This is a genomic window from Brachybacterium sp. sponge (assembly GCF_001613775.1).
Taxonomy (GTDB): domain Bacteria; phylum Actinomycetota; class Actinomycetes; order Actinomycetales; family Dermabacteraceae; genus Brachybacterium; species Brachybacterium conglomeratum.
In genome coordinates this window covers 753741-768103 of the sequence record NZ_LRMP01000002.1, presented here as the reverse complement: position 1 = coordinate 768103, position 14363 = coordinate 753741, and the positions used below count along the sequence as shown (strand labels likewise).

Here is a 14363-nt window from a genome sequence, read left to right as displayed (position 1 = left end):
GATCACTTGGTGATGTTGTGGTACAGCGGCACGGTGTCCCAGCCGTACTCGACGTCGGAGACGAGCGTCGAGTAGCCGCCGATGGTGTTCTGGTACCAGAGCGGGAGGACGGGGAGGTCGCGCATGATCAGGGCCTCCGCCTCCTTCCAGATCTTGATGGCGTCCTCCTCGGTCTCGGCGGCGAGGCCGTCGGCCAGGAGCTGGTCGAACTCGGGGTTCTTGTAGTCGCCGTCGTTGGAGCCGTTGCCGTCGGCCGCGGAGGAGCCGTAGAGCGGGCCGAGGAAGTTGTAGGCCGACGGGTAGTCCGCCTGCCAGCCGGAGCGCCAGGTGCCCATGAGGTCACGAGCGCGGATCTGCTCGCGCATCTCGCCGAAGGCCGGGAACGGCGTGGGCTTCGCCTCGATGCCGAGCACGTTCGCGAGCGAGTTGCAGACCGCCTCGACCCAGTCCGCGTGCGGACCGTCGGCGTTGTAGGCGAGGGTGAGCGGGCCCTTGAACGGGGTGATCGCCTCGGCCTCCTCCCACAGCTTCTTCGCCTCGGCCTCGTCGAACTCGAGCACCTCGGCGCCGGGGATGTCGGTCGCGCCGCCGCCGGGGATCACCGGGGAGACGAAGTCCGTGGCCGGGGTGCGGGTGCCGAAGAAGAGGTTGTCGCAGATCGACTTGCGGTCGATCGCGCGCGAGAGCGCCTTGCGACGGATCGCTCCGGCCTCGCCCTCGAAGTTCGGGTCGTAGCCGGGCAGGGTGATCGACTGGAACACGGCGCCGGGGGCGTTGACGGCCCGCTCGCCGAGGTCGCTCTCGAAGGTCGCGAGCGCCGAGCCGGGCAGCTGGTCGACGACGTCGACGTTGTCCGACTGCAGGTCGAGGTACATCGTCTCCGGGTCCTGGTAGACCGTGAAGTTGATGCCGGAGTTCTTCGGGGTGCGGGGACCGTCGTAGGACTCGTTGGGGACCAGCACCAGCTCCTGGTCGTGGGTCCAGGTCTCGAGCTTGTAGGGGCCGTTCGCCAGCGGCGCCTCGCCGTAGGCCTCCATGTCGTCGAAGGCCGAGGGCGGCATCGGCATGTACGCCGAGTAGCCCAGGCGGGTCGGGAAGTCCGACTGCGGGGTGACCAGGCGCGCGGTGAAGGTGGTCTCGTCGACGACCTCGAGGCCGGAGAGGGTCGCATCGGCGGCGACGCCCTCAGCGGAGAGCTCCTCGTAGCCCTCGAAGGGCTCGAAGAAGTACTGGCCGATCTGGGCGTTGGCGGCGTTCGCGCCGTAGTTCCAGGAGTCGACGAAGTCCTGCGCGGTGATCGGGGTGGAGCCATCGGAGTAGGTGAGGCCCGAACGGATCTTGATGGTCCAGTTCTGGTTGTCGTCGGACTCGATCGACTCGGCGATGTCGTTCTCGATGCTGCCGTCGGCCTTGTAGTAGACCAGGCCCGCGAAGATCATCGTGATGATGCGGCCGCCGCCGACCTCGCCGGTGTTGGCGGGCAGCAGGGGGTTCTCGGGCTCGGTGGTGTTCGCGTAGATCGGCTCTCCGGTGCCGCCGCCGGCATCGCTGCCGCCGGCTCCGGCGCCGCCTTCGTCTCCGCCGCAGGCGGCGAGGGTGAGGGCGGCCGCGCCTCCGGCGGCGGTGCCCAGCATCATGGATCGGCGCGAGATGGCCATGGGTTCTCCTGGATGGCTCGTGGTCGTGCACCGCACCATCGTTGTGCGGTACGGCACCTAGTGTGCACCCTCCGATGTCAACTGCATTCCATCTGTCGGTAACGCTTCGGTCTCGGCGATTTTTCAACCACGAGCGGAACCGGGACGGACCAGGGGCGGAACCCGTGGCAGGAAGTCTCCTCAGAGCGTGCCTGGGTGTTGAATGGCCGTATGACTTCTTCCGATCCCACCACTGCTCCTGTCGACCCCACCACGACCGAGGCCTGGGCCGAGCTCGAGGCGCACGACCTCGCGCTCGAGGGCTCCCTGCGCGAATGGTTCGCCGAGGATCCCGAGCGCGCCGCCCGCTTCACGCACGACGCCGCCGACCTCCACGTCGACCTGTCGAAGAACCTCCTGACCCCCGAGACCATGCGCCTGCTGCTGAAGCTGGCCCGCGAGGTCGGGGTCGAGGAGCGCCGCGACGCGATGTACGCCGGCGCCCACATCAACACCACCGAGGACCGCGCCGTGCTGCACACCGCGCTGCGCCGCCCCGCCGGCTCCTCCCCCGCCCTGGCCGTGGACGGGCAGAACATCGACGAGGACGTGCGCGGCACGCTCCACCGCGTCTACGAGTTCGCCGAGAAGGTCCGCTCCGGCGAGTGGACCGGCGTGACCGGCAAGCGCATCGAGACGGTCGTGAACATCGGCATCGGCGGCAGCGACCTCGGCCCCGTCATGGTGTACGAGGCGCTGAAGCCCCTCGCCCAGGACGGCCTCGAGGCCCGCTTCCTGTCCAACATCGATCCCACCGACGCGTACGAGACCACGCGCGGCCTCGACCCCGAGACGACGCTCGTCATCGTCGCCTCGAAGACCTTCACCACCCTGGAGACCCTCACCAACGCGCGCCTGGTGCGCAGCTGGCTGTTGGAGGGCCTGCGCGAGAGCGCCGGCCTGACCGCCGAGCAGGAGAAGGAGGCCGTCGCGAAGCACTTCGTGGCCGTCTCCACCGCGCTGGACAAGGTCGAGGAGTTCGGGATCGATCCCCGGAACGCCTTCGGCTTCTGGAACTGGGTGGGCGGCCGCTACAGCGTCGACTCCGCGATCGGCACCGTGCTCGCCACCGTGCTGGGCCCGGACGTGTTCGAGGAGTTCCTGGCCGGCTTCCATGCGATGGACGAGCACTTCGCCACCGCTCCCGCGGAGCAGAACGTGCCGCTGCTGATGGGCCTGCTGAACATCTGGAACGTGAACTTCCTGGAGGCGGAGACCCATGCGGTCCTCCCCTACTCCCAGTACCTCCACCGCTTCCCCGCCTACCTCCAGCAGCTCACCATGGAGTCCAACGGCAAGGGCGTGCGCTGGGACGGCTCGCTGGCGACCACCGAGACCGGCGAGGTGTTCTGGGGCGAGCCCGGCACCAACGGCCAGCACGCCTTCTACCAGCTGATCCACCAGGGCACCCGCGTGATCCCGGCGGACTTCATCGCCTTCGCCACCCCGGACCACGCGCTGGTCGACGGGGAGCAGGACGTCCACGAGCTGTTCCTGGCGAACTTCTTCGCCCAGACCAAGGCGCTCGCCTTCGGCAAGACCGCCGAGGAGGTCCGCGCCGAGGGGACCGAGGGCGCGCTCGTCGCCGCCCGCGAGTTCTCCGGGGACCGGCCCACCACCTCGATCATGGCCCCGAAGCTGACCCCGTCGGTGCTGGGCCAGCTGATCGCGCTGTACGAGCACATCACCTTCGTGCAGGGCGTCGTGTGGGGCATCAACTCCTTCGACCAGTGGGGCGTGGAGCTCGGCAAGCAGCTGGCGAAGGACCTCGCCGGCGCCGTCGCCGGCGACGAGGAGAAGATCTCCGCGGAGGACGCCTCGACCGAGGGCCTGATCCGCTACTACCGCGAGCACCGCGAGGGCTGATCACCCTCGCCGTCGCATCCGTCGACGGCATCGACGAAGGGCGGTCCCGATCGGGACCGCCCCTCGTCTCGCACTCCCCCGGCTCAGGCCAGGTAGTCCACGTCCTTGGTCTCGCCGCCGAGGACGAGGGCGAGGATCGTGACGACCGCGGCGACGGCGAGATAGCCGCCCACCAGCAGCAGCGAGCCGCCCTGCGCCTGCCACAGCGCGATCATCGCGTAGGGGGCCGGGGCCGCGCCGATCACCGAGGCCATGTTGTAGCTGACGGCGCTGCCGGTGTAGCGCACGTCGGCCTTGAACATCTCCGGCAGGAACGCGGCCATCGGCCCGAACGTCATGCCCATGAGGGTGAAGCCAAGGATCAGCGCGGCCATCACCCCGGCCGTGCCGGCGTGCATGAGCTGGTCCAGGACGAGCCCGAACACGCCGATCCCGGCGGTCACGGCGAGCAGGAGCCGCTTGCGCCCCAGCCGGTCCGCGAGCGGACCGGAGACGACGGTGAAGATCCCGAAGAAGACCACGCCGATGATGAGCATGGTGAGGAAGTCGGTGCGCTCGTAGCCGAGGCCCGGCACGAAGGTCGCGGCGTTGAAGTCCTTGCCGCCCGCCTCCGCGGCGGCGCGGGCGGAGGCCTCGTCGGCCGCGGTGGTGCCCACCACCATGAGGAAGGCGGTCATGAGGTAGAAGAGCACGTAGGTGGCGACCATCGCGAGGGTCGCGAGCACGAGCGGCTTCCACGCGGTGCGGAACACGCGCGCGATCGGCACAGAGGCGACCCGCTGCTCGTCCAGCACCTTCTGGAAGGCCGGGGACTCCATGAGCTTCAGCCGCACCCACAGCCCCACGACCACCAGGACCGAAGAGAGCAGGAAGGGCACGCGCCAGCCCCAGGCCATGAACTGCTCCGGGGTGAGCTGCACGCTCAGCAGCACGAACAGCAGGTTCGAGAGGATGAAGCCGAGCGGCGCGCCGAGCTGCGGGAAGGTGCCGTACAGGGCGCGCTTGCCGGGCGGGGCGTTCTCGGTCGCCAGCAGCGCGGCGCCGGACCACTCGCCGCCCAGCCCGATGCCCTGGCAGAAGCGCAGCAGCACCAGGATCGCGGGGGCGATGAACGCGAAGCCCGGGGTCGAGGCGGTGGGCAGAACGCCGATGAGGAAGGTCGCGATGCCCATCACCAGCAGGCTTGCCACGAGCGTGGCCTTGCGGCCCACGCGGTCGCCGTAGTGACCGAAGATCAGCGAGCCCAGCGGCCTCGCGACGAAGGCGACGCCGAACACCGCGAAGGAGCTCAGCAGCTGGTTCGCCGGGGTCTGCGTGGGGAAGAACAGCGCCGGGAACACGAGCGAGGCCGCGGTCGCGTAGGCGTAGAAGTCGAAGAACTCGATGGTGGTGCCCACCATCGAGGCCGTGATGACCCGGCCGCGGGTGTTGGCCGGTGCGGCCTGCGGCGGGGCGGTGGAGGAGGTCGGGGCGGGGACGGTGTTCACGACGGGCGACCCTAGACCCGGAGGTCCACCATGCGGACCCCATACCCGGATCGTGAGACACCGTGGTGCGTCGCGTGGGGCGGCGCTCCTCCGGCGGCGCTCCGCCCGGCGGGACACCCCAGGTCCCCGCCACCGGTCTCTCGGCACCGCCGGTCACCAGTGGGTCTCCGGTCGCGGATCGGCCTCCCGACCGGCGGCCGTCGATGGAAGAATCATCGACGGCATGCCTGAACTCACCGAGGGGAACCCATGGAAGCCTTGATACCGATCATCGGCGGCGTCGTCGTCGTGGTGGTCGTCCTGCTCATCCTGCTGCTGGTGCTGCTGCGCAGCTACCGCATCGCCGCACCGAACGAGGCCCTGATCATCACGGGCCGCAATGCGAAGGCGAGCCCCACCGGGGACATCGACCTGGAGTCCGGCAGCGCCCGGGTCGTGATCGGCGGGCGCGCGATCGTGCGTCCGATCGTGGACCGCGCCTTCGTGCTCAGCCTGTCCTCGCGCCAGATCCCGGTCGAGGTCGAGGGCTACTCGATGAACGGCATCTTCCTCCGTCTGCGCGGGGTGGCGCAGGTGAAGGTGGGCGGCAATGTCGAGGACGTCCGCAAGGCCTCGCAGCGCTTCCTCGATCAGCAGCAGCAGATCGACCACTACACCCAGGAGATCCTCTCGGGCACCCTGCGCGCCGTCGTCGGCACGCTGACGGTGGAGCAGATCATCCGCGACCGCGCCTCCTTCGCCTCGCAGGTGCAGGCCGAGGCCGAGCACTCGATGAACAACCAGGGCCTGGTGATCGACACCTTCCAGATCTCGGCCATCGAGGACGACGGCTCCTACCTGCGCGACTGGGGCCGTCCCGAGGCGGCGCTGGTCGCCAAGCGCGCCGCGATCGCCGAGTCGGACGCGAACCGTGAGTCGACCCAGGCGAAGAACCTCAACCTCCAGCAGGAGGCGGAGTCGAAGCAGGCCTTCGACATCCGCAACGCGGAGATCAAGGAGGAGACCGATGCGCGTCAGGCCGTCGCCGACGCCGCCGGTCCCCTCGCCCGCGCCGCACAGCAGCAGAAGATCATCGAGCAGGAAGAGCTCATCGCGGTCCGCAACAACGACCTGCGCGAGAAGCAGCTCATCGCCGAGGTCCACAAGCCGGCCGAGGCCAAGCGCTACGCCGAGCAGCAGGACGCGGACTCCAAGAAGTACGCCCGCGTCGCGGACTCCGAGGCGCAGCTGACCGACGAGCGCAACCGCGCCGAGTCCCGCAAGGTCACCGCGGACGCCGAGGCGCACGCGATCGAGGCCCGCGGTCGGGCCGAGGCCGAGGTCGAGCTGCAGCGCCGCTCGAAGGACGCCGAGGCGGTCCGGCTCGAGGGCCAGGCCGAGGCCGACTCGCTGCGCGCCAAGGGCGAGGCGGAGGCCGCGGCGATCCGCGCCAAGGGCGACGCCGAGGCGGAGACCACCCGTGCCCGCGCCGAGGCGTACAAGCAGTTCAACGACGCCGCGGTCCTGGCCCAGGTGCTCGAGGTGCTGCCGGAGGTCGCCGGCGAGCTCGCCTCCCCGTACTCGAACATCTCCAACCTCTCGGTGTTCTCCACCGACGGCGAGGCGAAGATCGGGCAGAACATCTCCGTGGGCCTCGCCCAGGTGCTCGACATGGTCAAGTCCACAACCGGCGTGGACTTCCAGGACACGCTCCAGCGGGCCGCCGAAGGCGGTCGCGCGGTGCGCCAGCAGTCCGAGCAGACCCGTGGCACGGGGATCTCCCCCGCCGCGGACCCCACGGCCGACGACGAGGAGGGCGAGGCCTGAGGCCTCTCCCCCGTCTCTGCGGCGCCCCGTCCCCTCTGCGGAGGAGGCGGGGCGCCGCTTCGTCATCCCCCGTCAGGGCACTGTCCATCCGTCGTCCACCTGCGACGATCCGGGGACCGAGGACCCGGGCGGAAGCTCCCCGGTCCGCCTAGGGTGGAGGCGGAGCACGCCGAGGAGCGGCTCCGCCCCGACGTCCTGACGCCCGAGAGAAGAGAGCCAGCCCGTCATGAAGATCGGAATCCTGACCTCCGGCGGCGACTGCCCCGGCCTGAACGCGGTGATCCGTGGAGCGGTGATCAAGGGCGATCGCCTCTTCGAGGACGAGTTCATCGGCTACCGGGACGGCTGGCGCGGCGTGATCGAGGGGGACTGGATGACCCTCCCCCGCCGTCGCGTGCGCGGCATCGGCCGGATCGGCGGCACGATCCTGGGCACCTCCCGCGCGAATCCCTTCCACGACGGGGCCGACGGCGCCGAGATCGTCCGGCGCCACATGGACGAGCAGGAGGTCGACGCGATCATCGCGATCGGCGGCGACGGCACGCTGTTCACTGCGAACCGGCTGTCCGCGGCGGGGATCCCGGTGGTCGGCGTGCCCAAGACGGTCGACAACGACCTCGACGCGACCGACTACACCTTCGGCTTCCACACGGCGGTCGAGATCGCGACCGAGTCGCTGGACCGGCTGCGGATGACCGGCGACTCCCACCACCGCTGCATGGTGGCGGAGGTGATGGGACGCTCGGTGGGGTGGATCGCGCTGCACTCGGGGATGGCCGCGGGCGCGCACGTGATCTGCCTGCCCGAGTTCCCGCTGAGCATCGAGGAGATCTGCGGCTACGTGAAGGCGGCCCACGACCGCGGTCGCGCCCCGCTGGTGGTGGTCGCCGAGGGGTTCGTGCCCTCCGACGCGCCCGAGGGCTTCATGGACTACGACCTCGACGAGTTCGGGCGGCCGCGCTTCGGCGGGGTCGCCGCGGCGCTCGCCCCGCTGATCGAGGAGCGTCTGGGCATCGAGTCGCGGGCGACGGTGCTGGGGCACATCCAGCGCGGCGGCGAGCCGACGGGCTACGACCGGGTGCTCGCCACGCGACTGGGCACCGCGGCGGTCGATCTGGTGCACGGCGGCGGCTTCGGACGCATGGTCGCGCTGCGCGGCACCGACATCGTGGACGTGCCGCTGACCGAGGCGATCGACAGCCTGAAGACGGTGCCGGAGTCGCGCTGGCACGAGGCCGAGGTGCTCTTCGGCTGAGCCGCCGCCCGTCGGAGCCGTGGGGCCCCCGGGCGAGGACGGCCGAGCATCGGTCGGTTGCGGCCGAGGGCAGGGCCCGGCCGGCGAGCCCGCTCAGCCGCCGATCGTGACGAACTGGCTGTAGTTCCCGTCGGCATCGACCCCGCGGACGTAGAACTTGTCCCCCTCGGCACGGTCCGTCGAGATCTCGAAGGGCCCGGTGCCGCCCGCGGAGCGCCACTCGTAGGAGGCGTAGGTGCGCCACTCGTAGTCCACGGCCTTGAACTCGCCGGCCTTCGGCGTGACCCGGTAGGACTCGGTCCCGGTGTTCGTCGCCACCACGTCGAGCTCGATCGTCGGGAGCGAGGTGTCGTTCCACATCGGCGGGGTGGTGAAGCGATAGGTCGTCGTGGCGCTGCGCAGCCCCTTGTCGTTCTCCGCGTAGGCGGTCACGGTGTACGTCGTCTCCGGGGCGACATCGCAGGTGCTGCTGCCGTCGCCGGTCTTGGTGAGACGGTTGCAGGTGAAGCCCTGCGGGGACAGGACCAGATGCTTGAAGCCGGTCCCGCCCGCGTCGGCGGGCGCGTCGGCGCTGAGCCTGATCAGGCAGTCGTCCAGCGCCTGGCAGATGAAGCCGGAGTCGTCCGCGGAGAGCCGGGGCGGGTCCGGGACGGTGTACGGCGTCACCGAGTTCGAGGCGGTCGACAGCGCGCTCTCCCCGCCCTCGAAGCGATTGCGCGCCTGGACGGTGAAGCGGTGGGCGGTGCCGTTGGCCAGGCCGTCGACGGTGACAGAGGTCGTCCCGGCCGGCACCGTCCTCGAGCCGCCGTTCCAGCGGACCACGTAGTCCTTCACCGCAGTGCCGTTGCCGGCCGCGGGCGACCAGCTCACCGTCGCGCGTCCGTTCGGGCCATTGCCCGTGGCGGCGTCGGGCAGGGAGGCCTTCACGCCCGTGGGCGCCTCGGGCACGGCCCAGGGCACGACGGTGTTCGAGGCGGCCGACGCCGGGCCGCGGCCCACCGAGTTCTCCGCCGTGATCGTGAAGGAGTAGCTGGTGTCCGGGTCGAGGCCGCGCAGCACGTGGGAGGAGGCGTCGCCGTCGACGCTCGCGCTGACCCCGCCGCTGCCCGTGATGACGTAGGAGGTGATCGGCTCGCCGTTGGCGACGGCGTCGCTCGCGGCGGGCCAGCTCACGCGCACGCCGCCGCCGAGGCGGTCGTTGGTGCGCTCGGCGGTGACCTTGCCGTCCAGGGCCTTCGGCGGCCCGGCGGGGTGCTCGGGCGAGGACCATCCCGACCATTCCGAGGGCTCCTCGGCGAGGTTCGAGGCCCGCACCCGGAAGCGGTGGTCGGTGCCGTTGGCGAGCCCCTCCCAGACCAGTTCGGTGGTGGCGGCCTCGACGGTGCGGGACTGGGTCTGCCCGCCGGCCTGCATCTGCAGCTCGTAGCTCTGCAGGGCGGAGCCGCGGTTCTCCGGCGCGGCCCAGGAGACGCCCAGCTGTCCGTCGCCGCGGGTGACCGAGGGGACGGCCGGCGCCTCGGGGCGCACGTCGGGCCGGGCGACGGCCGAGGGGGCCGAGGCCGGGGAGTCGCCGACGTCGTTGGTCGCCACGACCTGGAAGCGGTACTCGGTGCCGTTGGCGAGCCCGGTGAGGGTGCAGGAGGTCGAGGCGCACTCGTGGCTGACGGCCGGTCCGCTCGCGGAGGTGACGGTGTACCCGGTGATCGGGGCGCCGTTGTCGTCCCCGGCGGTGAACACCAGCTCCACGCTCCCGTCGCCGACCTCCCCGATCCGCGGCGCGGAGGGGGCCTCGGGCTTCCCGCGCACGGTCGCGCGGATCTCCCCGACGGCGCGACGGGCCGGGTCACCGGTGCGGTCCTCGACCGTGTAGGAGGCGCTGAGCACGCCGGCGAAGTCCGCGTCCGGGGTGAGGACCACCCTGTCGCCGTCCACGTCGACGCTCCCGCTGCCGTTCGTGAGCTGTGCGGAGACGAGCTCGAGCGGCTCGCCGGGGAAGGGGTTGGAGTCGTTCTCGAGCACGGGCAGCTCCTCGGTGCGGCCCGCGTCGATCTCGACGACGTCCATCACCGGGGTGGCGAGGGGACGGGTGCTGCCGACGACGATCACCTGGAAGCTCGCGTCGACCGGCTCCGTCTCGCCGTCGGTGACGGTCAGCGGCTGCTCGGCGCTCGCCCCGAGAGGCGCGTCCGCGCTCGCGGTGACGGCGAGACGGCCGTCGGTGATCTCCGCGGTGACGCCCTCGGGCAGCTCCGCCTCGCCGAGCGCGAACTCGAGCGGGTCGCCGTCGGGGTCCTCCGCGGCGGTGGCCAGGTCGACCGTGGTCGCCGAGCCGCCCACCTCGACCTCGAGCACCGAGCCGCGCAGGGTGGGCGGGAGGTTCGTGTCCCCGGGCAGCACCTGGACGGGGATCGACATCGTCCCGGTCGCGGCGGTCGCGTCCCCGGCGGGGCCGTCGGAGACCTCGAGGGAGATCGTGTCCCGGCCGACGAAGGCGGCGGCCGGACGGTACAGCAGCGTGGTCTCGTCGACCACGAGATCGGTGCCGTCGGTGTGCCCCGCGGTGACCGTCGAGGGGTCCACGATGCGGGCGCCGTCCGCGCCCGGACGCACCCGCACGGCCTGGGGGTCGGTGAGGTCGATGCTCTTCTCGCCGCCGGCGGCGACCTCGAGCGGCTCCCCCGCCCAGACGGGCGCGATGCGGGAGGTGCCGGGCACCCACACGTAGCCGCTCGAGGTCTGGCCGTCGAGGTCCGTGATCGTGTAGCGCAGGCGCTGCTGCTCCTCGCCGGGGGTGAGGGTGAGGATCCGGCCGTCGAGGCTCGCGCCCTCGGCCGCGGTGTCGAGGGCCACCTCGAGGTCGGCGACGCTGCCGTCGGGATCCCGGTCGTTGGCCAGGAGGTCCACGCGGATCGGCCCGCGGTCGGGATCCAGCACGTCGGCGGGGTCGACGTGGTCGTCGGTCGCGATCGGCTCGAGCAGCGGGGCGTTCGGGTCCACTCGCACGGTGAGGGTCGCGGCGCTGGCGAGCTGCCCGTCGGTGATCCGGTGCAGGATCGTGTGGGTGCCGGGCTCGGCCGGGGCGACGGCGGTGATCCGCTGCGCGGAGCGGTCCTCGTCCGGGGGCAGCACCTCGATGTCGGTGGTCGGCTCGATGCTGTCCGGCACCAGGGAGAGCTCGTCGCTCTCCGGATCGGAGTCGTTCTCGAGGACGGGCACCTCGAACTCGCGCTCGGGCCGCACGTCGACCTTGTCGTCGACCGCGTAGGGCGGCTGGTTCCGGTCGGTGGGGGCGGCGACGCCGACGAGCACCTCGGCGGTGCCGACCGCGCCGGAGGGGTCCATCACCTGGTAGCGGAAGCGGTCAGTGCCCACGGCGCCCTCGTCGGGCAGGTACTCGATCCAGGTGCCGTGCGCGCTGACGATCCGGCCCAGCTCGGGCGCGGGCTCGGAGGCGCCCATGAGCATCACCGAGTCGCCGTCGGGGTCGATCCCGGAGGTGGGCACGGGGATCCGCACCGAGGTGCCGGCGACGGCGCGCGCGGTGAGGGACTCGGGGCGCGGCGCGGTGTTCGGGGCGTCGGCGGGCACGATCCGCACGGTGACGCGGGCGGCGCCGCTGCGGCCGGTCGCATCGAGCACCTCGTAGGTGAAGGTCCCCTCGCCGCGGGCGGACGGGTCGGCGGTGAAGCGGATCTGCTGGTCGTGCCGTTCGACCTGTCCCAGCCCCTCGAGGCCGGAGGTGTCGGTGATCTCGCCGAGCGACAGATCGGAGCCGGTGGGAGAGAGGTCGTTGTCCAGCACGTCGAGCATGACCATGTCCCCGGCGCGCACGATCCCGTCGTCGCGGGCGCCGACGGGGTTCGCGAACTGGGTGTCGGTGCGGGCGAGCATCACGCGCACCGTGCCGGTGGTGCTGCCGGCGGAGTTCGCGACCTCGTAGCTCAGCGGGATCGGCTCCTCCCCCACCTCGGCGTCCGGGGACGCCTCGACGCGCAGGAGGTGGTGGCCGACGGCGGTGGCCTTCAGCCCGCTGCCCTCCGGCACCTGCACCGAGCCGAGCACGAGCACGCCCCCGGTGGGGTCCACGTCGTTCTCCAGCGGGTCCACGAGCACGTCCCCGCCGGTGGTGGCCAGCGCCATGTCGTCGACGGGCACCGGGAGCAGCGACTCCTCGGCCGGGTCGACCACGTCGATGCGCAGCAGCCCGGTGGAGCTCGCCGAGGTGGCGGAGGCGGTGTACTGCAGGTAGTAGGTGCCGACCTCGCCGCTCGCGCGGACGGTGCCGGTGACCAGATCCGTCTCGACCTCGAGCCCCGGGGCCTCCTCGACGTGGGTCAGCTCGAGCTGGCCGCCCGCCGGGTTGATGTCGTTGACCAGGGGCTTCACGGTGCCGGTGCGGCCGGTGACGACCCGGAGGTGGTCGGTGGTGGTGATCGGGGCGAGCTCGGGGTCGGTGACCGCCTCGACCTCGAGCACGTGCTCGGAGGCGGCGCCGTGCTCGTCGCGGAAGGTGAGCGCGACCTGCTTGGGGCCGGTGACGAGCCCGGCGTCGTCGACGGTGACGGTGCCGTCGGGGCGGAAGGTGACCAGGTCCTCGGGCGCGATGGTGGCGTCGGCGAGGTAGAAGGCGTCGCCCTCGGGGTCCTCCCAGTAGGGCAGCACGTTCAGCGTCACCGACTCCCCCGAGAGCACCTGGACCCTGGTGATGGCCTGGTCGGCGGGTTCGGGGGCGGTGTTCTCCCCGGGGGCGTGCACGGTGAGGGTCACGGTCGCGGTGTCGGTGCCGCCGCGTCCGTCGGAGACCTCGTAGGTGAAGGTGGAGGTGCCGCTCGCGTCCTCGGCGACGGCGACCTGCAGCTGGGTGCCGCCGAGGATCGGGGTGACGGTCCCGGCGTCGGGCTGGGCGCCCTTGACGTCGGCGAGCAGCACGTCGCCGTCGGGATCGGTGTCGTTGCGGGTCACGGGCAGGACGACGTTCGCGCCGGGGCGCACCCCGTGCTCGTCGTCGTTGGCGACGGGCGGGCGGTTCTCCTGGTCCCGCTCCTCCTCGATGTCGGTGATCGTGGTGGTGACCGTCTCCTCCTCGACCTCCTTCTCGTCCTGCTGGATGTCCTGGGTGATGACCCAGTCGTCGACCAGGGTCATGTCCTTCTGGATCGTCCAGGAGGAGGAGCCGCTCGCGTCGTCCAGGACGACCAGGCCGTGGTTCTCGCGCAGCACGAGCTCCGCGCCGGCGTCCGCCTCGGGGACCGCCTCGAGCACCGGCTCCGCGCCGTCGCAGATCCGGGCGTAGCGCAGGGAGCCGTTCCAGGCGCCGTAGGTGCAGGAGCCGGTCCGGACCGGAGCGGCGGGGGTGCCTGTGCCGCCGGCGGGATGGTCCACAATCTCGCCGCGGCCGAGCGGGACCTCCAGCAGCGCGTCCTCGGTCGCGACGGCGAGTCGGTCGCTCTCCGGGCCGGGGGCCTGGAGCTCGATCCCGGCGGCGTCGGAGACCCCGGCCTCGGTGAGGTCGACGGCGCGCAGGCGGGTGCCCAGGCGCAGCTGGCGCTTCTCGCGGTCCAGCACCACCGGCTCCTCGCCGACCGCGCTGAGGGCGACCTCGTCCCCGGTGCCGGACAGGCCGCCGACGGTGAGGGGGTCCTCCTGGCGCGGGGACGCGGTGTCGAGGGTGCGGGGGAAGCACAGCAGCTGGTCGCCGTCGAGGACGAGCACGGTCCCGGCGTCGGTGACCGCGATCGTCGGCACCCCGCCGTCGGCGGTGTGGACGGGCTCGACCGCGGAGGTGGTGAAGGCCGCCGCCTGCTCGGGGGTGAGGATCCAGACCCGTCCGTCGGGCGCGGCGATCGCGATGCGGTCCCCGCCGAGCGCGACCTCGGTCTCGGGCGGGAGCTCGATGGTGCCGCCGCGGACGATCGAGGCGGTGTTGATCATGGTGTAGCCGCGGCCGCCGACCGTCATCACGGTGTACCCGGACTGCAGGATCTCGAGCTCGTCGCCGACGATGCTCAGGCGCGCGTCGAGCTCGCCCGCGTCGACGTTCATCCGCCCGATCATCCCGTCGCCGCGGTGGCTGACCCACACGCCGCCGTCGGACACCTCGATCTGGGAGGACTCCTCACCGGGATGCCGCAGCGCGAAGGCGGTGAGCACGAGCGCGAGGAGCGCGATCACGGCGGTGGAGATCGTGGTGCCCCGTCGGCGCGCGGGCGCCGTCCTCGACCTGCTCACTGCGGTGCTCCCCTTCCCCTGACC

6 protein-coding genes are annotated in these 14363 nt (G+C 71.7%); 3 read left to right on the top strand and 3 right to left on the bottom strand.

All coding sequences use genetic code 11. From position 1 onward, the window contains the following. Positions 1 to 2: 2 nt before the first annotated feature. Positions 3 to 1658, bottom strand: coding sequence for an ABC transporter substrate-binding protein (locus A4A78_RS11445; protein ID WP_082835301.1), 1656 nt, complete (start codon positions 1656 to 1658; stop codon positions 3 to 5). A 210-nt stretch (positions 1659 to 1868) separates the two neighbouring features. Here A4A78_RS11445 and pgi point away from each other — a divergent pair, with 210 nt between their 5' ends. Next, entirely contained in the window at positions 1869 to 3563 is a 1695-nt protein-coding gene (gene pgi, locus A4A78_RS11440; RefSeq protein ID WP_062949310.1) for a glucose-6-phosphate isomerase, read from the top strand. An 83-nt stretch (positions 3564 to 3646) separates the two neighbouring features. Here pgi and A4A78_RS11435 read toward each other — a convergent pair whose 3' ends face one another. After that, positions 3647 to 5050, bottom strand: coding sequence for an MFS transporter (locus A4A78_RS11435; protein WP_062949308.1), 1404 nt, complete (start codon positions 5048 to 5050; stop codon positions 3647 to 3649). A 249-nt stretch (positions 5051 to 5299) separates the two neighbouring features. Here A4A78_RS11435 and A4A78_RS11430 point away from each other — a divergent pair, with 249 nt between their 5' ends. After that, on the top strand, positions 5300 to 6856 hold the full coding sequence (locus A4A78_RS11430; RefSeq protein ID WP_062949306.1) for a flotillin family protein: 1557 nt from the start codon (positions 5300 to 5302) through the stop codon (positions 6854 to 6856). A 226-nt stretch (positions 6857 to 7082) separates the two neighbouring features. Then, entirely contained in the window at positions 7083 to 8111 is a 1029-nt protein-coding gene (locus A4A78_RS11425) for an ATP-dependent 6-phosphofructokinase (RefSeq protein WP_062949304.1), read from the top strand. A 93-nt stretch (positions 8112 to 8204) separates the two neighbouring features. On the opposite strand, the gene A4A78_RS11420 is transcribed toward A4A78_RS11425, so the two are convergent. Beyond that, on the bottom strand, positions 8205 to 14339 hold the full coding sequence (locus tag A4A78_RS11420) for an Ig-like domain-containing protein (RefSeq protein ID WP_062949302.1): 6135 nt from the start codon (positions 14337 to 14339) through the stop codon (positions 8205 to 8207). Positions 14340 to 14363: the final 24 nt, after the last annotated feature.